At 64.7% G+C, this 22,777-nt stretch carries 21 protein-coding genes; 8 read left to right on the top strand and 13 right to left on the bottom strand.

Going from position 1 to position 22,777, the window contains the following annotated elements; genetic code table 11:
• Positions 1–43: 43 nt before the first annotated feature.
• From gyrB to dnaA, 5 genes are all read right to left on the bottom strand, one after another.
• Positions 44–2,095, bottom strand: a complete 2,052-nt coding sequence (gyrB, locus tag BcFMB_RS02485) for a DNA topoisomerase (ATP-hydrolyzing) subunit B (protein ID WP_269467039.1) — start codon at positions 2,093–2,095, stop codon at positions 44–46.
• Between the two features lie 221 nt (positions 2,096–2,316).
• The gene (locus BcFMB_RS02480; protein ID WP_099720952.1) at positions 2,317–2,823 is read right to left on the bottom strand and encodes a DciA family protein; all 507 of its coding nucleotides are present in this window, start codon (positions 2,821–2,823) and stop codon (positions 2,317–2,319) included.
• Positions 2,823–3,977 carry a DNA replication/repair protein RecF gene (recF, locus tag BcFMB_RS02475; RefSeq protein WP_024540158.1) on the bottom strand — a complete coding sequence of 385 codons (1,155 nt, stop codon included), beginning with the start codon at positions 3,975–3,977 and terminating at the stop codon, positions 2,823–2,825. Before recF ends, BcFMB_RS02480 begins: the two co-directional genes overlap by 1 nt.
• A gap of 82 nt (positions 3,978–4,059) precedes the next feature.
• On the bottom strand, positions 4,060–5,184 hold the full coding sequence (dnaN, locus tag BcFMB_RS02470; protein WP_024540159.1) for a DNA polymerase III subunit beta: 1,125 nt from the start codon (positions 5,182–5,184) through the stop codon (positions 4,060–4,062).
• Between the two features lie 489 nt (positions 5,185–5,673).
• Positions 5,674–7,302: a chromosomal replication initiator protein DnaA gene (dnaA, locus tag BcFMB_RS02465; protein ID WP_024540160.1), complete on the bottom strand. Its 1,629-nt coding sequence runs from the start codon at positions 7,300–7,302 to the stop codon at positions 5,674–5,676.
• Positions 7,303–7,653: 351 nt separating this feature from the next.
• On the opposite strand from dnaA, the gene rpmH reads away from it, so the two are divergent.
• The 5 genes from rpmH (at position 7,654) to BcFMB_RS02440 (ending at position 10,252) form a co-directional block, all read left to right on the top strand.
• Positions 7,654–7,788, top strand: coding sequence for a 50S ribosomal protein L34 (rpmH, locus tag BcFMB_RS02460; protein WP_024540161.1), 135 nt, complete (start codon positions 7,654–7,656; stop codon positions 7,786–7,788).
• Positions 7,789–7,811: 23 nt separating this feature from the next.
• Positions 7,812–8,168, top strand: a complete 357-nt coding sequence (gene rnpA / locus BcFMB_RS02455) for a ribonuclease P protein component (RefSeq protein WP_024540162.1) — start codon at positions 7,812–7,814, stop codon at positions 8,166–8,168.
• 23 nt (positions 8,169–8,191) lie between these two features.
• Positions 8,192–8,476: a membrane protein insertion efficiency factor YidD gene (gene yidD, locus BcFMB_RS02450; RefSeq protein ID WP_033491038.1), complete on the top strand. Its 285-nt coding sequence runs from the start codon at positions 8,192–8,194 to the stop codon at positions 8,474–8,476.
• Between the two features lie 10 nt (positions 8,477–8,486).
• A complete protein-coding gene (yidC, locus tag BcFMB_RS02445) occupies positions 8,487–9,491 on the top strand; it encodes a membrane protein insertase YidC (RefSeq protein ID WP_024540164.1) in 1,005 nt (334 codons plus the stop codon).
• 218 nt (positions 9,492–9,709) lie between these two features.
• Positions 9,710–10,252 (top strand): Jag family protein, encoded by a 543-nt coding sequence (locus BcFMB_RS02440; RefSeq protein ID WP_024540165.1) that lies wholly within the window; start codon positions 9,710–9,712, stop codon positions 10,250–10,252.
• A 106-nt stretch (positions 10,253–10,358) separates the two neighbouring features.
• Here the strand turns inward: BcFMB_RS02440 and fucO are convergent, their stop codons facing one another.
• From fucO to BcFMB_RS09470, 7 genes are all read right to left on the bottom strand, one after another.
• Complete coding sequence (gene fucO, locus BcFMB_RS02435) at positions 10,359–11,510, bottom strand: lactaldehyde reductase (RefSeq protein WP_024540166.1); 1,152 nt, start codon at positions 11,508–11,510, stop codon at positions 10,359–10,361.
• A 116-nt stretch (positions 11,511–11,626) separates the two neighbouring features.
• Positions 11,627–12,241, bottom strand: coding sequence for an HAD family hydrolase (locus BcFMB_RS02430; RefSeq protein ID WP_024540167.1), 615 nt, complete (start codon positions 12,239–12,241; stop codon positions 11,627–11,629).
• 123 nt (positions 12,242–12,364) lie between these two features.
• Entirely contained in the window at positions 12,365–13,114 is a 750-nt protein-coding gene (locus BcFMB_RS02425) for a GntR family transcriptional regulator (RefSeq protein ID WP_024540168.1), read from the bottom strand.
• Complete coding sequence (locus BcFMB_RS02420; RefSeq protein ID WP_099720951.1) at positions 13,108–14,472, bottom strand: aspartate aminotransferase family protein; 1,365 nt, start codon at positions 14,470–14,472, stop codon at positions 13,108–13,110. The genes BcFMB_RS02425 and BcFMB_RS02420 overlap by 7 nt, the downstream gene beginning before the upstream one ends.
• Positions 14,473–14,737: 265 nt before the next feature.
• On the bottom strand, positions 14,738–16,228 hold the full coding sequence (locus tag BcFMB_RS02415) for an amino acid permease (RefSeq protein WP_232513854.1): 1,491 nt from the start codon (positions 16,226–16,228) through the stop codon (positions 14,738–14,740).
• Between the two features lie 98 nt (positions 16,229–16,326).
• The gene (locus BcFMB_RS02410; RefSeq protein ID WP_099721697.1) at positions 16,327–17,400 is read right to left on the bottom strand and encodes a phosphotransferase enzyme family protein; all 1,074 of its coding nucleotides are present in this window, start codon (positions 17,398–17,400) and stop codon (positions 16,327–16,329) included.
• A gap of 72 nt (positions 17,401–17,472) precedes the next feature.
• A complete protein-coding gene (locus tag BcFMB_RS09470; protein ID WP_024540172.1) occupies positions 17,473–17,859 on the bottom strand; it encodes a hypothetical protein in 387 nt (128 codons plus the stop codon).
• A gap of 425 nt (positions 17,860–18,284) precedes the next feature.
• On the opposite strand from BcFMB_RS09470, the gene rsmG reads away from it, so the two are divergent.
• From rsmG to BcFMB_RS02390, 3 genes are all read left to right on the top strand, one after another.
• Positions 18,285–19,058, top strand: coding sequence for a 16S rRNA (guanine(527)-N(7))-methyltransferase RsmG (gene rsmG / locus BcFMB_RS02400; RefSeq protein ID WP_099720949.1), 774 nt, complete (start codon positions 18,285–18,287; stop codon positions 19,056–19,058).
• 259 nt (positions 19,059–19,317) lie between these two features.
• A complete protein-coding gene (locus tag BcFMB_RS02395) occupies positions 19,318–20,262 on the top strand; it encodes a ParA family protein (RefSeq protein WP_198405435.1) in 945 nt (314 codons plus the stop codon).
• Position 20,263: 1 nt separating this feature from the next.
• On the top strand, positions 20,264–21,637 hold the full coding sequence (locus BcFMB_RS02390) for a ParB/RepB/Spo0J family partition protein (protein ID WP_099720947.1): 1,374 nt from the start codon (positions 20,264–20,266) through the stop codon (positions 21,635–21,637).
• Positions 21,638–21,764: 127 nt separating this feature from the next.
• On the opposite strand, the gene trxB is transcribed toward BcFMB_RS02390, so the two are convergent.
• Positions 21,765–22,715: a thioredoxin-disulfide reductase gene (gene trxB, locus BcFMB_RS02385; protein ID WP_024540175.1), complete on the bottom strand. Its 951-nt coding sequence runs from the start codon at positions 22,713–22,715 to the stop codon at positions 21,765–21,767.
• Positions 22,716–22,777 lie beyond the last annotated feature (62 nt).

The raw sequence follows: 22,777 nt of genomic DNA, 5'->3' as shown, positions 1-22,777 counted from the left end.
TTGTTGCGGGTGGTGCCTTGGATCGCCTGTCCGGCCGATCCGGTCAGGCGTCGATCCAGCGGGCGTTGTGCGCGTTGCGCTGGATGAACTGGCGGCGGGGTTCGACCTCGTCGCCCATCAGCATCGAGAAGGTCTCGTCGGCCTGCAGCGCGTCCTCGATGTGCACCTGCTTGAGCACGCGGTTGGACGGGTCCATCGTCGTCTCCCACAGCTCCTGGTAGCTCATCTCACCGAGGCCCTTGTAGCGCTGGATGCCCTCGCCCTTCGGCAGCTGGCGGCCGGCGGCCTTGCCTTCGGACAGCACACGGTCGCGTTCGGCGTCGGTGTACACGAAGTCGTGCGGTCCCTTCGTCCACTTGATCCGGTACAGCGGCGGCATCGCCACGTAGACGTAGCCGGCGTTGATCATCGGACGCATGTAGCGGAAGAACAGCGTCAGGTTGAGCGTCGCGATGTGCGCGCCGTCGACGTCGGCGTCGGCCATGATGATGACCTTGTGGTACCTGACCTTGTCGAGGTCGAAGTCGTCGCCGTAGCCGCCGCCGATCGCCGTGATCAGCGATTCGATCGTGTCCGACTTCATCATGCGGTCGAGGCTCGCGCGCTCGGTGTTGAGGATCTTGCCGCGCAGCGGCAGGATCGCCTGCGTGTTCGGGTTGCGTCCCTGGATCGCCGAGCCGCCTGCCGAGTCGCCCTCGACGATGAACAGCTCGCACTCGCTCGGGTCGTTCGACTGGCAGTCCTTGAGCTTGTCCGGCATGCCGGCCGATTCGAAGATCGACTTGCGGCGCGTGTTCTCGCGCGCCTTCTTCGCGGCCATGCGCGCGCGGGACGCCTCGATCGCCTTCTGGATGATGTTCTTCGCCTCGTTCGGATGGGCATCGAACCAGTCGCCGAGACGGTCGTTCATGATGCGCTGCACGAAGGTCTTCGCCTCGGAGTTGCCGAGCTTCGTCTTCGTCTGGCCTTCGAACTGCGGGTTCGTCAGCTTGACCGAGACGACGGCCGTCAGGCCCTCGCGCACGTCGTCGCCGGAGAGGTTGTCGTCCTTGTCCTTGAGGATGTTCTTCTCGCGCGCGTAGCGGTTGACCATGCTTGTCAGCGCGGCGCGGAAGCCCTCCTCGTGCGTGCCGCCCTCGGTCGTCGCGATCGTGTTCGCGAAGGTGTGCACCGACTCCGAATAGGCGGTCGTCCACTGCATCGCGATCTCGGCGGAGACGCCGATCGCGAGGTCCTCGGCCTCGATGTCGATGACGTCCGGCTCGATCGGCTGCGCCTTGCGCATCTTCACCATGTACGCGACGTAGTCCTTGATGCCGTTCGCATACTGGTAGGTGACGCTCTGGTGCAGCTCGTCGCTTGCGTCGCTTTCGCCGGTGACCTCGTCGCCGGTCGATTCGGTCTCGCGCATATCGGTCAGCGACAGCCTCAGTCCCTTGTTGAGGAAGGCCATCTGCTGGAAGCGCGCGCGCAATGTCTCGAAGTCGTAGATCGTCGTCTCGAAGATCTTCGGATCGGGCCAGAACGTGACCGACGTGCCGGTGGATTCGCCGTCCTCCATCGCGCGGCCGCGCTTGAGCGGCGCCGTCGGATGCTGGTTGATGTAGGTCTGCGTCCAGTAGTAGCCCTGGCGGCGCACCTCGATGTCGACGCGCGTCGAGAGCGCGTTGACGACCGAGATGCCGACGCCGTGCAGACCGCCGGAGACCGCGTAGCCGCCGCCGCCGAACTTGCCGCCGGCGTGCAGCTTCGTCATGACCGTCTCGACGCCGGAGACGCCTTCACCGGGGACCTCGTCGACCGGGATGCCGCGGCCGTCGTCGACGACGCGGATGCCGTTGTCCGGCAGGATCGTCACTTCGATGTGCGTCGCATAGCCGGCGAGCGCCTCGTCGACCGAGTTGTCGACGATTTCGTAGACGAGGTGGTGCAGGCCGCGCGGGCCCGTCGAGCCGATGTACATGCCCGGGCGGATGCGGACCGCCTCGAGGCCTTCGAGGACGCGCAGGTCGCTCGCGTCGTAGTGTTCGGGGGAGAGGGTGTCGTCCAGCTGTCCGTCGACGACCTGATCGCCGTCGTTCGAGGATGCGTCCACCGCATCAGCCGTGAAATCTGCCACAGAGTTTCCTTTCTGTGTTCGTCGCGAGGGTGTTTTCGCGATGCGATATGCCCTATAACACGAATAAAACGCCCTTGTGGGCGTTTGACCGCTATAGTAAAGATTCTACTCGCGCGTAGGGACGGCGGCCTCCTGTGGCCCGTTATCCGTTTTTGTTCTCCTGCAGCGAACGATGACGTCGGCATCGCCTGCGCCGGTCAGCCGCGCGGACGCGGCCGTCTCGTATTCTGCTGCACGTATTTCATCATGCGCACGCCGCGGCCGTGCGTCTGCGGCCCGGTGACGCGCACCTCGTCGATGCGCAGCCCGCCGAGGCGTTCGCGCAGCGTCTCGGTGAGCGTCGGCGCGATCGCCGTGAGCTGCTGCGTCCACGATGGCGAATCGGCGGCGATCGTCAGCACGCCGTCGACGTAGCTCGCGACGCGCGAATGGCGCGCGTTGACCTCGCCGACGACCGACGCCCAGTCCGATTCGAGCGACGCCATCCTCAGCCGCGGCCCCCATCCCGACTGTTCGACGATCTTCGTGAGCACGTCGCCGAGCTCATGCGGTTCGCGTCCCGGCTTGCCGAAATTGTCGAGCGCCTCCTCGCGACGCACGCGCAGTTCCCCGATGAGGCCGGCCTTCGCGGCCACACGCTCGAATTCCTGGGCTCCGAGCTTGCGCTCGTCGAGCTTGAGCGTCACGCAGATCGGCGTCTGCATCACAGATCCTCCCCGTCGTCGTTTCGTGCGCGCAGCGCGGCGACGTCGACGACATGCGCGTCGGCGAGACGTTCGTCATCGGGGATGTCGCTCGCGGCGGCGACGGTGATGAACACCTGCCGCTGCGCCGCCGCGAAGCGCAGGATCTGCGCGCGGCGCGTCTCGTCGAGCTGCGCGAAGACGTCGTCGAGGATGACGATCGGCTGCGTGCCGAAGCGTTCCTCGAGCAGCCGGCAGACGGCCATCTTGAGTGCGAGGCCGAGCGTCCACATCTCGCCGTTCGATGCGAATTCGCGCGCCGGGAAGCCGTTGAGCCCGATGAGCATGTCGTCGCGCTGCGGGCCGATGAGATTGCGTCCGCGTGCGACTTCGCCGGCGTAGAGCCGCTGGAAATGCTCGCTGATGAGTCGCGGGGCGTCCTCGCCCTGCAGGATCTCGTCGAAGGAGGGCTCGTAGTCGAGTTCGGCGTCGTTGCCGGCTCCGGCGAGTTCGTGCACGAGCTCGTGGAACGGTGCGCGCAACCGGTCGACGACGGCCATGCGGTCGCGCGTCAGCTGCAGGCCGAGATCGATGTACTGGCCGGTCCAGATCTCGAGGCCGCTGAGCGCCGCGTCGCGCGATGCGTCGAAGTCGTCGGCCGCGCCGAGCTGCTTGAGCAGCGTCGCGCGCTGCTTGGCGACGTGTGTGAAGCGCTGCAGCGTATCGGCGTAGCCGCGCACGAGCAGCGACGCCGTCTGGTTGAGGAACTGCCGGCGCGCGGCGGGGTCGGCCGAGACGAGCCTCTGGTCGTCGGGTGTGAACGCGACGAGCGGGATATCGCCGACGATGTCGCGCAGATAGAGCGACGGTCCGCCGTTGACGCGAGCGCGGTTCGCGCCCTTCACACGGATCGTCACCTCATAGGTCGTCGTGCGGGCCGCGTCCTCGTCGGTCACATTCGCGCGGATCGCCGCCATGTCGAAGCCGCGTTCGACGAGCGGCGCCGACGACGAGGTGCGATGGCTCGCGCCGGTCGACAGGAACTCGATTGCCTCGACGATGTTCGTCTTGCCGAGCCCGTTCGCACCCTGCAGAATCGTCACGCCGGGCGTGAAGTCGAGCAGGCAGTGGTCCCACGAACGGAAATGGTCGAGGGCGAGACGGGAGATGAACATCGGTTTCCAACGGTTCGGCGGGGAGGGATACAAGGAAGGCGGCCGTGGCGTCCCCATGCGGCAAGGACGCCACGGCCGAGACTCAGCTGTTGAAGCGCATCGGGACGAGCAGGTAGCGGTAGGCGAGCGACTCCTCGGAGTCGGCTTCCTGCTGACCGTCGAACTCGACCGGCTTGACGGCCGTCGTCATCTTCATGCGCACATACGGTTCGGTGATCTCGCTCAGGCCCTCGCGCAGATAATTCGGGTTGAACGCGACGGTGACGTCCTCGCCGTCGAGGTCGACGTCGAGCACCTCGCTCGCCGAGGCCTCGTCGGCGGCGCCCGCCGTCAGCGTGACCTCCTGGCCGGCGAAGACCATGCGGATCGGCGCATTGCGTTCGGCGACGAGCGCGACGCGCTTGATCGCGTCGAGCAGGTTCTGCTTGTCGAGCACGGCGTGGATCGGATAGGAATCGGCGTACAGACGGTCGACGGCGGGGAAGTCGCCGTCGATGAGCTGGACTGTGGATACGCGGCCGGCGTTTTCCACACCGAGCAGCGTCGGGTTCTCGACGTCGAAGTACAGGTTGACGTTCTGCCGCTCGTCGAGCGAACGGGAGATGTCGCGCAGATGCGTGCCCTTGACGAGCGCGACGGCCTCGAGGCCGTCGTCGGCCGGCGACCAGTGGAAGGTCGAGCGCGCCAGACGGAAGCGGTCGGTCGACGACAAGGTCACCGTGTCGCCGTTGAACTTCATCTGCACGGCCGTGAGCACCGGGCGGTCGTCGGTGCGCGCGATCGCGACGGCGGCCTGGACGATCGACTGCGTCAGCGTCGGCGCATCCACCTGGCCGAGCAGTGGGGGCAGCTGCGGCAGATCCGGGTATTCGCTTTCCGGCATCAGCTGCAACGTGAAGGTCGACTTGCCTGAGGAGATGCGCAGCGTCGAGCCGTCGGTCTGCAGATAGGCCTTCTCGAAGGGCAGCGACTTGCTGATGTCGGCGAGCAGCTTGCCCGGCACAACGGCGGCGCCCGCCTCGTCGACGCCGGCCTCGATGTGGTCGCGCGACGAGAGTTCATAGGTGAATGTGGACAGTTGGAGCGCACCGTCCCGAGCCTCGAGCTTGATGCCGGAGAGCAGCGGGTTGAGCTGCTTGGCGGACAGGATGCTGGTCGTCCAGGACACGGCATCGGCGAACGAGGTGGAATTGACTTCTACTTTCATGCGCTTTCCTTGACTGTTGACGATTGGTGAGTCTGGCATTCATTCTAACTGCTCTTTGCTTCGTTCGTCGAGGCGAAGCGCAGGGCGCAGCCTTGGGTGGTTGATGGTCATGATGAGATTTAAGTACAAAAGGATTCATCACCATCATCAGCGCGGTGGATATGTGGAAAACCTTCGCGAGCCTTACAGGGCGGCGGTTTATCCACATTCAAGGCATGTGGATAACTTCTGCATCGGCTGTGGATAAAAGGCCGGTTTTTCCACATGGCGGTGGGGACCGAGCGACTATTCACATTTTGACTGCTTCTCTCCACGGGTTATCCACAGCCGATTTCGGCGTTTTCCCCGCGATATCCACCGGTTTTGCCAACAACTGTGGATAACCATGTGGAAAACTTTATGTCGAAATCGGCATGGCGAGGTGTGTCGCGAGCGCACAGCATCCACAGTCGGGAACGCCGCGCGTCCGGACCGTCCGGTCTCCGTCGGTCATTTGGTGTTGCGCTGGCGCAGCAGCACCGTCAGTTCGGTGACGTAGTTGTAGATCTCCTGCTTCTGCTTCATGCCGTCCGAGACGATCTTGATGTTGTGCATGACCGTCGTATGGTCGCGGCCGCCGAAGACCTGGCCGATGTTGACGAGGCTCATGCTCGTCAGGTCGCGCGTCAGATACATCGCGATCTGGCGGGCGAGCGTGATGTTGCGGTTGCGCTGCGGGCCGACGATGTCGTCGAAGGTCAGATGGAAGTACTTCGCGACGCGGCCGATGATGTCGGTCGGCTTGACCTCGATGTCGGTCGAGAAGAAGTCCTGCAGTGTCTGCTCGGCGAGTGCGACGGTGACCGGCTGGCCGTTGAGCGAGGCGAGCGCAGTGACGCGGTTGAGCGCGCCCTCGAGCTCGCGGATGTTCTCGGTGAAGCGTTCGGCGATCAGGTCGAGGACGTCGTAGGGCACGCGCATCCCGGAGTTCGACGCGATCATCCGCAGGATCGCGATGCGCGTCTCGAGGTCCGGCGGCTTGACGTCGACGGTGATGCCCTGCTCGAAGCGCGAGATCAGGCGCGACTCGAAGTCCTTGAGGTTCTTCGGAGGCACGTCGGAGGCGATGACGATGCGCTTGTTCGCCTGGTACAGGCTGTTGAAGGTGTGGAAGAACTGCTCGAGCGTCTCGGTCTTGCCGCCGAGGAACTGGATGTCGTCGATGAGCAGGACGTCGACCTCGCGGTACTTGCGGTTGAACGCCGTCACGCGGCTCGAGCCGGACTTCGTGCCGGCGTCCATGCGCAGCGAGTCGATGAACTCGTTCGTGAACTCCTCGCTCGTCACATAGCGCACGCGGGTGCCGGGCTGCTTGATCAATGAGTAGTTGCCGATCGCGTTGAGCAGATGCGTTTTGCCCAGGCCCGATCCGCCGTAGACGCACAGCGGGTTGAAGTCGCTGCCGCCGCCTTCGGCAACGGCGAGCGCGACGGTGCGTGCGAAGCGGTTCGAGTCGCCCGGCACGAAGGTGTCGAAGGTGTCCGACGGGTTGAGATGCGTCTCCGGGTCGATCATCGGCTGCGGGGAGCGGCCGAAGCGTCCCTTGAACACGTCGGCCGCGCCGGTGAGCGACGTCGACATCGTCGCCGCCGACGCCGGGTCGAGGTCGTCGCCCATCGAATCCTCGAAGGTCTGCACGACGGCGGCGTCGTAGTGCGTCGTCTTCGGCGGCTGCTGCACGACGACCGGCTCGGGCGCCGGCTCCGGTTCGGGCAGTGGCTGGCGCTTGCGCGTGTCGCCGCGCGGCGCCTCCTCGCTCAGCGCGGTGACCGGCAGCACCGGCTGCTCGGGCTCGTTCGCGCGCACCGCGATCTTGAAGGCGGGGAAGAGGTCGACGCCGCCGTTCGCGATGCGCAGCGCCTGCAGCAGCTCGTCGTTGAGCTCCGTCTGCAGCACATGCTGCGTCTCGCTGTTCTCGACGGCGAGGATGATGTTGGTGCCGAAGAGCGCCTCGGGGACCACGCCCTCGAACCAGCCCTTCTCACGGGCGGTCAGCGACGAGTTCTTCCGAAGCAGTTCGAGCGCGTTCGACCATATGACGGCGGCCTTGGCCGCCGGGTCGTTGCTTGCTTCGCTCATGATTTCGTCTCCATCAGTTGTATACACATGCGTAACAGGTCATTCTTACTCTGACTGATGGAAGTTATCCACAAGCTCGCATAGCGGAAATGCTGGGTTTTTGCGTTGGCGCCGCTGCGCGTTGTGCATAACTTCCCCCGGCTTTCCCCAGTATATCGGCACTGCCCTGTGGACGGCCGGCGACGATGTTCCACGACGTTCCCCGGGCGTGTCGCAGACGCTCCCCGCATGCCCGCATGTCGCCGCCGCGCGCTGAGGTATAGGGGTATCGGTAAATTGGTAGAGATTGTCTCAAGCGAAGTCATGCATGCACGCATGGCCCACCGACCTACCTAACGGGAGCATGAAACTATGAAGAGGACATTCCAGCCGAACAACCGTCGTCGCCACATGAAGCACGGCTTCCGTGCCCGCATGCGCACGCGTTCCGGCCGCGCGCTGATCAACCGCCGTCGCGCCAAGGGCCGCAAGACCCTTTCCGCCTGAGTTTTCGTTTCAGTCGGACGAAAGTGGAACGGCTCAGAAGCCACCGCGATTTCGTCGCCGTGCTGCGGCGCCGTCGGAAGGTCTCCGGCGACGACGTCGTCGTGCACTATCTGATGCCCGACGACACCGATGACGGCGGCGCCGGCGGTGCATCCAGACATGTGGGGCTGGCCGTTTCCAAGGCGGTGGGGAACGCGGTCGTACGCAACACGGTGAAACGCCGTTTCCGCGTGCTTGCGCAACGCTACGAGGACGAGCTCCCCGAGCGCTGCAGCGTCGTGCTGCGCGCCAAGCCGAGCGCGGCGCACGCGTCCTTCGCGTCGCTCGACGCGCAGATGGCGCAGCTGTTCCGCGCGGTGCGACGCAAGACGGCACGTTGATGACGAGTCATGCAGGGCGGGCGATGATTCGCTGCATCCGCTGGTATCAGCGGCGGATTTCGGCGAACACCCCGCCCTCGTGCCGTTATTACCCCAGTTGCTCGAACTACGCGATCCAGGCGATCCGCCGCTACGGCGCCGTGCGCGGCGGCATGCTCGCCGCGCTGCGCCTGCTGCGTTGCCGCCCGTGGAGTTCGGGAGGCATCGACGACGTGCCGCAGCGGTTCTCCCTGTTCTACAGATTCCCTTGGTCGCGCGCGCACGAAGAGCCGCGGCTGACCCCTCTGCCCGACGACGAGAAGGAGTGAACGGCCAGATATGACGGATAATTTCTTATTGGACAGCGGTTTCTGGGGGTGGCTGTACAAGCTGCTGACCCCGGTCGAGTGGCTCATGACGCAGGTCATGTACTGGTTCCACAAACTGCTCACGCTCATCGGCATGCCGGCCGTGGGCCTTTCCTGGGTGCTGTCGATCATCTTCCTCGTGATCGTCGTGCAGGCCTGCGTCTTCCCGCTGTTCTACAAGCAGATGAAGTCGATGCGCGGCATGCAGGCGATCCAGCCGAAGATGATGAAGATCCAGAACAAGTACAAGGGCAAGAACGATCCCGCGAGCAAGGAAGCGATGCAGCGCGAGATGATGAAGCTCTACAAGGACAACCACGCCAATCCGGCGGGGTCGTGCCTGCCGATGCTCATCCAGGGCCCGGTCTTCATGTGCATGTTCTACGTGCTCTCGGCGATCCCGTACATCGCGCGCGGCAAACGCGACCCGCTCGGCGCCTTCGACGTGGCGACCGCACAGGAGTTCTCGGAGACGACCTTCTTCGGCACGAAGGTCTCCGACACCTTCACGACGGCCGGGACGAGCGGCAAGGTCGTCATCGCGATCTTCGTGTTCGCGATGTGCGCGTGCCTGTGGTACATGCAGTGGAACACGATGCGCCGCAACACGGCGCCGGCGTCGATGAACAAGCAGACCGAACGCATGCAGAAGATGATGCTGTGGATCTTCCCGATCATGTACGTCTTCTCCGGCGTCGCGATGCCGTTCGCCGTGCTCGTCTACTGGCTCGCGAACAACATCTGCAACCTGCTGCGTTCGTTCTGGCAGCTGCGCGAGTTCCCGACGCCCGGTTCGCCGGCCGCGCTCGACAAGGAGAAGCGCGACCACGACAACGAGAACAGGAAACGCGAACGCGAAGGCCGTCCCTCGCTTGAGGAGGAGGAGCTCATCAAGGCGAAGGAAGAGGAGGAGCGCAGGAGCGTGCAGGGCCACCAGCGCCAGCAGCCCCAGCGCAAGAAGCGCAAGAAGAAGTAGCGTTTCCGCCGCTTTCCACGGTTCCCACGGTCGTCGATCGGCCGTGGGAACCGTCATATCGGGGCCCGTCACGCTACGCCGTGCGCGCCCGGCCATGTCGGGTGGCGGGGGACTGCCCTACACTGGTGACCTACAGGCGTGTATGTCCGGCGGAACGTTCCCCGGACCGAACGATTTTTACAGTATTGAGAACATTCCAATGCATGCAAGGAGTGCGTATGGTGCAGGACGAAGAACGAAGCGTGGAGCAGCTGGACCGCGAGGCCGACATCGCAGCCGACTATCTCGAGGGTCTGCTCGACATCGCCGACTACGAGGGCGACATCGAGATGGGCGTGCGCAACGGCCGCCCGATGGTGCAGATCGTGGCCGACGACGACACCGACATCAAACATCTGATCGGCCGCAACGGCGAGGTCGTGGACGCGCTGCAGCAGCTGTGCCGCCTCGCCGTGCAGCAGGAGACCGGCGAACGCTCGCACCTGATCGTCGACGTCGACGGCTTCCTCAAGCGCAAGCGCCAGATCCTGCGCGACATGGCGCTCGACGCCATCGATGACGTGCGAGAGACCGGCGAGCCGGTCGACCTCAAGCCGATGAACTCCTTCGAGCGCAAGATCATCCACGACGTCGTGCGCGACGAGGGCCTGCGTTCGCGTTCGCACGGCGAGGAGCCGAAGCGCTACGTGACGATCTACCTCAAGTACAACGACGCCGACGACGACGAGCTCGAGGACGACGAGTACATCGTCGAGGACTGATCGGTCGGCTGAACGAACGCGAGGGGCGCACGAGCCACATGGTTCGCGCACCCCTCGCGCATATGGCGCCACGGACGCCACTGGATGACGTCCGCGGCGCCGGCGGTCACATCAGGCTGCGGTAGAGCTCGAGGATGTCCTCCTTCGTCGCCGGGCGCGGATTGCCCGGCGTGCAGACATCGGCGGCGGCGTCCGCGGCGAGCGCGTCGAGGTCGTCCTCAGTGGCGCCGACCTCGCTGATCGTCGTCGGGTTGCCCAGGTCGCGCGTCAGCTGCGCGATGGCCTCGACAGCTTCGTCGCGCACATGCTCGAGGTCGCCGGTGTAGGCGTCCTCGACGCCGAAGGCGTCGGCGATGTCGCGGTACTTCTCGCCCGAATAGTCCTTGTTGTATGCCATGACCGGAGCGAGCAGGATACCGTTCGCGACGCCGTGCGCGACGCCGAGGCGGCCGCCGAGCGGATGCGCCATGCCGTGCACGAGGCCGAGACCGACGTTCGAATAGGACATGCCGGTGATGTACGAGGCGTAGGCCATCTGCTCGCCGGCCTCCTTGTCCCCTTCGACGCTCTTCGCCAGATTGTGCGCGATCATGCGGATCGTCTGCATCGACAGCGCGTCCGACAGGCTCCACGCGCCCGGCGTGATGACGCTTTCGATCGCATGCGTCAGCGCGTCGAGGCCAGTGGCGACCTTCAGGCCGCGCGGCATGCCGTCGGTCAGATCCGGGTCGACGAAGGCCGCGACCGGGATGTCATGCGGGTCGACGGCGACGAACTTGCGCTTGTTCGCCGTGTCGGTGATGACGTAGTTGATCGTCGTCTCGGACGCGGTGCCGGCCGTCGTCGGCACGCCGAAGATCGGCACGCTCGGATGCTTCGTGTCGGCGACGCCCTCCAACGAGAGCACGTCGGAGAACTCCGGGTTCGCGGCGACGATGCCGATGCCCTTGCAGGTGTCCTGCGGGCTGCCGCCGCCGAGGCCGATCAGGAAGTCGGCACCGGACTTATTGAACTCCTCGACGCCGTGCTGGATGTTCTCGACCGGCGGGTTTGGCTGGACGTCGTCGTAGATCACATAGGGGATGCCGGCGGCGTCAAGCACATCGGTGACCTTTTTCGCGGTGCCGTTCTTGACGAGCACCGGGTCGGTGACGATGAACGCCTTGTGGAAGCCGCGGGACTTCACCTCCTTCGGGATCTCGTTGATGGCGCCACGTCCGAAATAGGCGGTCTGGTTGAAAATCATGCGGTAGACCATACAGCTACGCTTCCTTTCGTACATAGGCGGCCACAACATCGTGGCCACAAATATCCAGCGTAGTCGGGCGGGCGTGGGCGGGCAAATCTCTTTGATTTCCCGCTCTTACGACCATCTCAGCGCGCGTCGCGCACGGCCTGCAGCGCCTGGCCGGCGTCGAGGAAGCGCACGCCGTGCATGCCGGCCTCGGTCGCCGCGCGCGCGTTCTCGAACTTGTCGTCGAAGAACATCGCCTGCTCGGGCTTGAGGCCGAAGCGTTCGATCGCGATTGCGTAGATCTGCGGGTCGGGTTTCGCGCAGCGCTCCTCGGAGGAGACGATCGTGCCGCCGAGCAGACGCATCGCCGGAAACTCGGCGTGCGCGAGCGTGACGAACGGCGTGCTGAAGTTCGTCAGGCCCCACAGCCGGTAGCCCCGCGCGTGCAGGTCGTGCAGCAGCGCCGGCATGCCGGGCATCATGCCGGCGAAGGCGCGGCGGTAGTTCGCGAAGTACAGGCGCATCGCCTCGTTGAGGTCGTCGTCGTGCGGATGGTGGCGGCGGAAGTCGGTGAGCACCTGCTCGGGGCTCCAGCCGATGTCGCTCATCAGGTCGTAGTACCAGAAGCCGTGGGGGTCGGCACGGTCGAGCACGCGGCGGATGATCGGCGTCGACACCAGTCCCTCCATCGTCAGCTCGGGGCGCCAGTCCAGCAGCACCCCGCAGTAATCGAATACGACGTCGGTGATCGGCATGGTTCTCTCCTCGGTTCTCGCGCTGCCGCGCATTCGTGGATCTGTGCGTCCGGCGCGCCGTCCGCACATCCGGGCGTCTTGCGGCATCCACTATCCTAGCGCCGCCCTTGCGCCTTGGCGTGGTCACGGCGTGCGTGTGGCGGACAGGCGCACGAAGCCGGAATGATGCATCGTGAAGCGTATGCGGTCGGAGCGGTACATGTCGATTGCCCGTTCGCACGGCAAGCCATGCGTGTCGGCGGTGATGCGGTGGATGCGGAGCAGTGGTGCGCCCGCCGTGGCGCCGAGAAGGGACGCCTGATCGATGTCCGCGGCGGTCACGTCGAGCGTCTCGTCGACGAACTTCGGGTGTATGCCGTAGTCGTCCTCGAAATGCCCATAGAAGGATGTGGTCAGGTCGAGGTCGAGGAAGCGCTCGAAACGGTATGCCGGCAGATGGGTCTCCTCAAGGGAAAGCGGCGTGCCGTTGAGCATGCGCAGACGGGTGATCGCATAGACCATCGGGCGGCCGTCGGGCAGACGCAGCAGGCGGCGGTCCGCAGGCGACCCGGTGGTGAGCGTCGCATTGAGCACGGTGGACGTGAGTCGCCAGCCTTGCCTCCTCGCGATCTGCGTGAGCGATTCCACCGTGTTCAGCGAGCGTTCGAGCCTGCCGTCGGCGATGACGATGCCGCCGTTGCGTCCGATTCGGCGGACGATCTCATGGGTCTGTTCAAGCTGCGCGAGCGCAAGCCTGAGCAGTGCGCGCGAAATGCCGAACAATGCCGCGAGCGCGCGCTCGGATCCGAGCTTTTCGCCCGGACGGAGCTCCTGCGTGCGGATGATGGATCGTATTCTGTGCACGACGTCATCGGCGGTGGGATGGGTCAGCATCCGAGTTCCTCAAGAGTGGTGGCGAACGCGCTGATGAACATGTCCACGTCGTCCTCGGTGAACACGAGCGGCGGCCGCAGTTTGAGGATGTTGCCGAACCGTCCGCACACCGAGGTCAGCACATGGTGGTCGCGCAACGTCTCGAGGATGTCGAGTGCCGTCGGCTGATCGGGGTCCTTCGTACCGGGCGCCACGATCTCGCATCCGATGTACAGTCCGGCGCCGCGCACGTCGCCGATGCACGGATGGTCGGCCATCAGGTCGGTCACGGCCTGTTTGAAAATGGCGCCGACACGTTTCGCGTTGCCCATCGTATCCTCGTCGCGCATGACGTTGAGCGTCTCCTGCGCGGCGGCCATGCAGACGGGATTGCCGCCGAAAGTGTTGAAGTACGGGATTGACGCGGCGAAGGGTTCGAGCACTTCGTGGCGTGCCGCCATCAGCGACGTCGGCAGGCCGTTCGCCATCGGCTTGCCGCTCGTGACGACGTCCGGGACGATGCCTTGGCGTTCGAAGCCCCAGAACGCGTCGCCGGTGCGCGTGAAGCCGGGCTGCACCTCGTCGGCGATCCACACGCCGCCGAGCTCGTGCACGGTGTCGATGACCGGTTGGAGATAGCCGACCGGATCGGGGTAGACGCCGTCGGACGAGAAGATCGAATCGGCGAGCAGCGCGGCGAAGCGGATGCCGTGCCGCTCCATGTCCGCCACGGCCTTGCGCACCTCACCGGCCATCCATGCGCCGAAGTCCTGTGCCGTGCACTCGTCGGCCGGCTTGCCGTCGATGACGAGCCGATAGGTATCCGGCGTGGGGATCGTACGCATCGTCAATCCCAGTTCCTGCGCGGTGCCGAGTGCCGGGGATAGCTTCGATGTGAGTGCCGAGTTGCCGTGATAGGCTTCGGCGGTCACGATGACGCCCTCGCCGCCTGTATAGGTCTGCGCGACGCGCACGGCGAGATCATTGGCTTCCGATCCGGTGCACTGGAACATGATGCGGTCGATTTCCGGCGGCATCGTGCTCAGAATATCCTCGGCGTAGTTGAGGATGTTCTCATGCAGATAGCGGGTGTGCGTGTTGAGCGCGCTCGCCTGACGGGTCATCGCGTCCACGACGCGGGGATTCGCATGGCCCACCGACGCCACATTGTTGTAGACATCCAGGTATTCCACGCCGTCCGCATCCCACAGCCGTGCGCCCTGTCCGCGTACGAGATGCACCGGATTGCGGTAGAACAGGCGGTAGGCCGGGCCGAGCACGCTGCGTTCCTCGGTGAGCCTGCGCGTCCGCGGGTCGAGTGCCGCCGCCATCTCCGGGCGGAAGCTGTTCGTGTCCATGATCGTCGAGCGAGTTGCCATGGGGGTCTCCTTGGGTGTGCCGTACTGTGCTGTTCGTCGATGATGGCGAGCCTATCGCGGCAATGTAGCGGCCATGGATACACTCCGGAAATGAACCATTATGGCGGGACGGGCAGTGAATGGTTGTGCACGCAGGGCGTGTGGCATCCGCCGGAGATGCGTCGCAGCGTCTTGCGCACCGGGCGGCCGCGAACGGGCATCGTGCCCGTTCGCGGCCGCCCGGTACGCAAGAGGTGGTGGAAAGGTATACGCGCCCCGCAGCCTGTCATTCATGCGTCCGGTACGCGGCGGTGCCGCCGGAGGCAGCGAACTCCTCCTCGGGGGAGAGCACGAGATGCTTGCGCCCATACACCGCGAAGAACACGGTGGCGGCCAGATAGATGCCGACCATCACATAGACGGCGAGTCGATAGTCGGGATTGAGCAGTACGGCAACGAAGATCGCGAACGACAGCAGGCCGGCGACCACCGCTCCGGGAACACCGAATCTGGAGACGAACGGCCTCTTGATGTTCGGCATGCGCTTGCGCAGCAAGACGTAGGAGACCATTTGCAGCAGATAGGCGAGCACGGCGCCCCACACTGCGATGTTGAGCACGACCGAGCCGGCGCCTTCGCCGCCGTATGCGATGATGAACAACGCGGCGAAGCCGATGATTGCGCCGACCACAAGACCCCAGTACGGCGTCTTCCTCTTGCCGGTGAGCGAGAGGAACGCCGGATAGTAGCCGGCGCGGCTCAGCGAATAGAGATTACGGCCATAGGCGAAGGTGATGCCCTGCACGGAGGCGAGCAGACCCACAAGCGCGAAGGCCGAAAGCACCGCGGCCAGATTGCCCGGCAGAATCGCACGGAATCCGTCAAGCAGCGGTTCGTCGGAGCCGCCGAGCGCAGCGGAACCCAGGACCGCCGGATTGAGGAAGACGACGATGAGCGCCGAGATGCCGAGCGTCATGATGCACAGGCGCGACGCCTTCGGGATGTTACGTTCCGGCTCACGAACCTCCTCGGCGGCCAGCGGCAGCTGCTCGATGCCGAGGAAGAGCCACATCGCGAACGGCATCGCGAAGAATATCGCCCCGACGCCGAACGGCAGGAAACTGCTGTTGCCGGCGGTGGCCTTGATGTCGAGCAGCGACGAGAAATCGACCTTGCCACTGAACAGGGCATAGACGCCGAAGAAAGCGACGATCGCAAGCGCGGCGATCGAGACGACCTGCGCGAAACGGAACGACGTCTCGGCGCCGGCCCAGTTCAGGGCCACGAAGATCGCGTAGATGCCGAGCCACCATACCCATTGGTAGCCGGCGTCAGTCAGTGAGAAGCCGGTGAGATCCATCAGGATCGAATCGGCATAGGCGGAGGAGAAGTAGACGATCGTGGCCGCCGTCATCACGTATTCGACCGTTTCGGCCAGACCGGTGAAAAAGCCGCCCCATGGTCCCATCGCGGCGCGTGCGAACGAATATGCGCCGCCGGTGTGCGGCATCGCGGAGGCCATTTCGCTGATTGCGTTGAGCATGAGGACGTACATCGCGTAGACGACGACCGCCGCAATGAGGAATCCGCCCCATCCGGCTTGTGCGATGCCGCCGTTCCATCCCGAGAAGTCGCCGGAGACGACGGCTGAGACGCCGATCGCCCATAGGCCGAACGCTCCGGTTGTGCGTTTGAGCTGCCGTTTCTTGAAGTAGTCCTTCTCGGTGGCCACGTATGTGACCGATCCCAGACCGTTTCCCGACACTGTGCTGGACATGATCGTTCCTCTTTTCTCCGATGGTGTGCTGGTCGTGTTGGTATGTCGATGCGGCTTCCTGTGTTGATGCGGTCGTTGACGGTGCGTCGGTCGCGGCGTCAACGCATGAGCCAGAACGAGTCGTCAAGATAGCGGCGTGCGCACATGACGCTTCCCGGCGCCTGCTCGCGCGCGAGGCCGTCGGGAAGTGCATCTTCGCGGTGGTTCGTCGTCCATCCGAGCATCTGCAGACGCCGGATCATCGACAGTGCGGACATGATTTCGCGCTCGACGTCGCTGAAGTCGCCCGCGACGTGTTCGTAGCCGCGGATCCACGCCTGTGCGAGCTGCGGCGCGTACTCCTTGTGTTCGATGAAGCTCAGCGACGATGCGTAGTCGTAGAGATACCAGCCGTATCCGGCATCGTCGAAGTCGATGACGGTGAGCGTCCCGTCGGCGCCGCGGATGATGTTGCTCGGGCGCAGGTCGGCGTGGATGAGTCCCCATGTCCGTGATGTGCGTGGCGCATCGGACATGACGGCGAGTGCCTTGTCGAGCGCGGCCGTGCACAGCTCACGTTGCGCGTCCGTCAGCAGCGCGGTCTCCCATCGCCCCCAGCGCGGCGAGATCCCGACCATGTCCGACAGGTCCCAGTTGAAGCGCTTGAATCCGTATGGTCGTTGCCATGCGCGTGATTGCCGATGGAATTCCGCCGCCCATGAGCCGATGGTCTCGTAGTGGGAGCTGGGGTCGTCAAGATCCTCGAGCACGGTGCCTTCGACGAATTTCGTGGAGACGACCGTCCAGCCTACGCCATTGAGATCGCGAATCTTCGTGACGAAGGTGCCGCGCACGGTGGGCACCGGATCGATCAGATGGATGCCGTCGATGTCATGCAGCGCGTTGAGCCATGCGATTTCCGAGGCGACCGCTTCGGGGCCTCCCACATACCCTGGCTGCGAGACGCGTACGACTCCTTCCGGTTCGCCGTCGATGAGCAGCAGGAACGTCGCATTCTCCGAGACGGTGATGAGGTCGAGCCGCGCACGCGGCTGTTCTATGCCCCATGCGCCGCAGACGCCCCGGAACAGCCAGTACGGGGCAGGCGATCCTTTCGTGAGCGCGCTGAAGGCATTCAGCGAGACAGCATCGATCGGATCGTCGATCAATGGTTCCAATGTGGATGTGCCCATATGCATCACCTCTTCTTTTCCGCCGATGGTTCGATTGTGCCGCAGCGGACCGTTGCGCTCGCCCGTTTGCGGTTACGGTGCGGTAAACAAACGCGCGGCGCTGATTAATGGCCCGTTACCGGAGGTGCCGATGATGACATGTGTCGCGGTACCGGTGTTCGCCAATGGCATCGGGCTCCTGACGTCGAAGTCGTGCTCCGTATAGAAGGCGAAGCCCTCCGGCAGGCGGATTGCGGACGTGTCGCCTTCATGGGCGGTGTTGTTCGGCAGGCGGAACTCCATCGCCGATTCGACACGCCGGTATGGCCGAATGGTCGTGAAGGAGAGCTTGGCGGCAGTGATGATGTTCTCGCTGAGCCCGACGGCATTCGCGTGGGGGAAGCAGCGTGGCGGACTGGCGCCGCCGAGCCCCGTGTCCGTATTCTTTCCATATTCCAGAACCGAGGCCGGTGGGGTCAATCCATCGCACCGATCGACGTTGACGCGCTCGAAGAGTCCGCCGCGGCCTGCTCCGACGCCGTCCCATGCCCGGTGTCCGGCGTTTGGCCGAACGCATGCCGTCGATTTGGGCTGACATAACGCTGAGTATAATGGCGAGGATTGTTCCCTCGATCGGCTTTCCGCCACTGGCCGGCGAAACTGTGCGGATGAGGCGGCGCTGCCTTATATGCGACTGGCGATGCTGTGCGAGGTCGATGTGGCTGTCCGGATAATTTCGACCATTGCGACGTGTCGCCGGACGCCACGCTGGCGTGATGTCATATATGCGGCGCTGCGCAGTCGGTCGGAGAGTTGTTTCACGTGGTGATATCGTGGTGTTTCACGTGAGAAAAGTGCGCCATGGCGGCGATGTTGCCGGTGAAAACGGTATAGGATGGTGCGTTATGAGTGACGAGATCCATACCGACGAACAGCTTGCCGATTCCCCGGTGCTTGAGGCGACCTTCGGCGACGCGCTGGATGCGATGCGTGTGTTTCACGGGAAACTCGCGCAGGAAGGTGAGCCGAGGGGTCTCATCGGCCCGCGCGACGTGGACATCCTATGGGAGCGGCATCTGCTCAATTCGGCGGCGGTTGTGCCGTTCATCCGTGAGGCGACCGAGGGGCGACAGTTCAAGACCGTCGCCGACATCGGCAGCGGCGGCGGTTTCCCGGGGCTCGTGGCCGCCGCGATGCTGCCCGATTGCGCATTCACGCTCATCGAGCCGATGGAACGGCGCTGCGAATGGCTTGCCGAATGCGTCGAGGCGATGGGGGTGCGGAACGTGACCGTCGTGCGGGCGCGCGCCGAAGAGGCGATCGCCGCGCTCGACGAACGGCGGCCGGCGGCGAAGCGCCATGTCAAGGCTTCCGTCGTCGTCCCCGAAGAGGTGTACGAGACGATTCGGCATCCGTTCGCGGCCGTGACCTGCCGCGCCGTCGCGCCGCTGACGAAGCTCGCCGGCTGGACGCTGCCGCTCGTCGAGCCCGGTGGCGAGCTCATCGCGCTCAAGGGACGTTCCGCCCAGGCGGAAATCGACAAGGCGCGCAAGGTGATCGCCCAATACGGCGGCGTGCGCCCGCGCGTCGTGACGGCGCCGGTCGCCGAAGGCCTCGAGGATACGCGCGTCGTTGTCATCAATAAGAAGGCGGCCGGCAAGAAGGCGGCGAAGCGGTAGGTTATCCACATCTCTTGTCGGTTCGGAAAAGTTATCCACAATGCTGATGTGGATAACTTGATTACCACTGATAGCTTGAAAATCAACGGTTTCCACAGTGGAGACGGTATGGGCGGCGAAAGAGTTATCCACAATCATCCACCGGTTATCCACAATGGAGCGGGGCGTGTGCCCTGTCCATACGGCTACACAGACTTGAAGACACTGCGACTCAACTAGGAGGACAGTCCTCGTGACAGATCAAGGGAATATCCCCGGCATGGAAAGCACAATGGAGACGCTGGCGCGCATTTTCAAAGGCAGCGACTCCGGCGTCGGCTCGCAGATCGCCGACGAATCCACGCGCTACGAACGCATCAACGCCGCGGAATTCAAACGACCGGCGCGCACGCGCCGCATCGCCGTCGCCAATCAGAAGGGCGGCGTCGGCAAGACGAGCACGGCAGTCAACGTGGCCGCCGCGTTCGCGCAGACGGGCATGAACGTGCTCGTCGTCGACATGGATCCGCAGGGCAACGCGTCGACGGCGCTCGGCGCGAAGCACAACTCCGGAGATCCGTCGGTCTACGACGTCATCGAAGGGCGTGCGACGATCGCCGACGTCATGCAGACCTGCCCCGACTATGAGACGCTGCACGTCGTGCCCGCGTCGATCGACCTGAGCGGCGCCGACCTCGAGCTCGCCGACATGCCCGACCGCAACAACCTGATGCGCCACGCGCTCGACGACTTCCTCGCCGACAGCGACGTGCACTACGACTACGTGCTCGTCGACTGCCCGCCGAGCCTCGGCCTGCTCGTCATCAACGCGATGTGCGCGGTCTCCGAGATGCTGATCCCGATCCAGGCCGAATACTACGCGCTCGAAGGCCTCGGGCAGCTCATCAACACGATCGGCCTCGTCCAGTCGAACTTCAACCCCGAGCTGCTCGTCTCGACGATGCTCGTGACGATGTTCGACCGCCGTACGCTGCTCAGCCGCGAGGTGTACGAGGAAGTGAAGAGCCACTACCCGAGCATCGTGCTCGACACGACGATCCCGCGCACCGTCAAGATCTCGGAGGCGCCGAGCTTCGCGCAGACCGTCGTCACCTACGACCCGCGCGGCATGGGCGCGATCGCCTACCGCGAGGCCGCGCTCGAAATCAACAACCGGTCGGCCGTAGTGCTGGAGACCATCGCATCGAGAAGAAACGAGGAGTGACATGGCATCGAAATCACGTTTGGGCCGAGGACTCGGTGCGCTGTTCCCCTCGCTGCCCGGCGAACAGCCTGCAAGGCCGGTGACGCCAGCGGCGAAGCCGCAGCCGAAGCCGCAGCCGAAGCCGGCGGCGAAGAAGCCGACCGAAGGAAAGCCGGCCGCGAAGAAGCCGGCGCAGCAGCAGCCGGCCGCCGGTGACCAGTCGTCCGCGCCGATTTCGCCGCTGAGCTCGACGATTCCGTCGATGGGTGCAATGACGCGCCACGGCGACACCGTCTCGAAGCTCGCGGCGCCGATGACGCTGCAGCCGGAGGCCGCCGAACACCGTCCGATCGCGCAGAACGACGTTGATACGTCGTCGTCCGCACAGTCGACGAAGACGTCGTCGAAGCGCGCGGCGATGCCGGCGATCGGCGACATGGCGCATCCGAGCGACATGTTCTTCGACGGCACGCCGATCGTCGCGAAGACCGACGCCAAGACGCAGCCGCAAGAGGACGAGAACGGCCTCAAACCGGTCGAAGGCGGCTATCTCGTCGAACTCGAGGTCACACAGATTGGTCCGAACCTGCATCAGCCGCGGACCGTCTTCGACGACGACGAACTACGCGAGCTGTCCGAATCGATCAAGGAGGTCGGCGTGCTGCAGCCGATCGTCGTGCGCAAGCGCCCGGTCGAGCAGATCCGCGCCGCGCACGCGCGGCCGAAGCAGCAGACGGGCGACCGTTTCGCCGACCAGATGGACAGCGAATACGAACTGATCATGGGGGAGCGCCGTTGGCGCGCTTCGCAGCTCGCCGGACTCAAGACGATCCCGGCGATCGTCAAGACGACGGCCGACGACTACATGCTGCGCGACGCACTGCTCGAGAACCTGCACCGCGTCGCGCTCAACCCGCTCGAGGAGGCGGCCGCCTACCAGCAGATGATCGACGAGTTCGGCCTCACGCAGATGCAGCTCGCGCGCTCCGTCTCGAAGTCGCGCCCGCAGATCGCGAACACGCTGCGCCTGATGAACCTGCCGGCGAGCGTGCAGAAGACCGTCGCCTCCGGCAAGATCTCGGCCGGCCATGCGCGCGCGTTGCTCGGCCTGCCGGACGCCGAGTCGATGGAGGCGCTTGCCAAGCGCATCGTCGACGAGGGCCTGAGCGTGCGCAGCGTCGAGGAGATCGTCTCGATGCAGGCGAGCGACCATCCGAAGAAACCGAAGGCGAACAAGCATAATCCGTGGGCCGGTTCGCCGATCCAGGTCAGCCTTGAGCAGCGCTACGGCACGAAGGTCTCGATCAAGGGCTCGGAAAAGCACGGCCGCATCGAGATCGTGTTCTCGTCGCTCGAGGAGATGGAACGCATCATCGGACTGCTCGACCCGCAGTGATGGGCGCCGCCGGCCGACCGCCGACGGCCAATGGCACAGAGCCCATACGTACGAGGGCCGTGCGAACCGATTGTCGGTTCGCACGGCCCTCTTGTACGTCGCATTGCTCGGCAGTCGCCCTGACGGCTCAGGCGTCGGCCTCCTCGGCGAGCGATTCGAGGTAGGTCTGCACGTCGATCGCCGCGCGGCAGCCGGTGCCGGCGGCGCTGATCGCCTGCTGGTAGACCGGGTCGGCGCAGTCGCCGGCCGCGAAGACGCCGGGCACGTTCGTGCTTGTGCCCGCGCCGGCGACGACGATGTAGCCGTGGTCGTCGAGCGTCAATGCGCCGCCGAGGAACGCGGTCTGTGGGATCTGACCGGCCGCGATGAACACGCCGTTCGCGTCGAGTTCACGCTCCTCGCCGGTGTTCACGTCGCGCACGGTGACCGACGTGACGGCCTTGCCGTCGCCGTTGATGCTCGCGACGACGGTGTTCGTCATCACGTCGATCGCCGGATTCTCCATCGTGCGGTCGATCATGATCCGCGACGCGCGGAACTGGTCGCGCCGGTGCAGCAATGTCACCGACGAACCGAAACGGCTCAGGAAACCGGCCTCCTCCATCGCCGAGTCGCCTCCGCCGACGACGACGATCGGCTTGCCGCGGAAGAAGAAGCCGTCGCAGGTCGCGCAGTACGAGACGCCCTTGCCGGCGTACTCCTCCTCGCCGGGCACATCGAGATGGCGGTAGTACGAGCCGGTGGCCACGATGACGGCGCGTGCGCGGTAGACGTCGCCGCCGTTGCAGCGCACCGTTTTGATCGTCTCGTCGAGTTCGACCGATTCGACGTCGTCGTAGACGAGTTCGGCGTCGAAACGCTCCGCCTGACGCTGCATCGCCTCCATCAGATCGGGGCCGAGCACGCCGTCTGGGAAGCCGGGGAAGTTCTCGACCTCCGTCGTGTTGACGAGCTGGCCGCCCGGCGTGAGCGCGCCCGCGATGACGAGGGGCTTCAGGCCGGCCCGTCCCAGATAGATGGCCGCCGTGTAGCCGGCGGGACCCGAACCGATGATGATGACGTCGCGAATTTCACTCATGCCTTCACAATAGATGCGACCCGCCGATTATTTCGACGTATCGCTCTCGGCGGCACCTGGAC

This window comes from Bifidobacterium choerinum (assembly GCF_002761235.1).
Lineage (GTDB): Bacteria > Actinomycetota > Actinomycetes > Actinomycetales > Bifidobacteriaceae > Bifidobacterium > Bifidobacterium choerinum.
The sequence above is the reverse complement of the archived record's forward strand: the minus strand, read 5'-3'. Positions and strand labels throughout refer to the sequence as shown.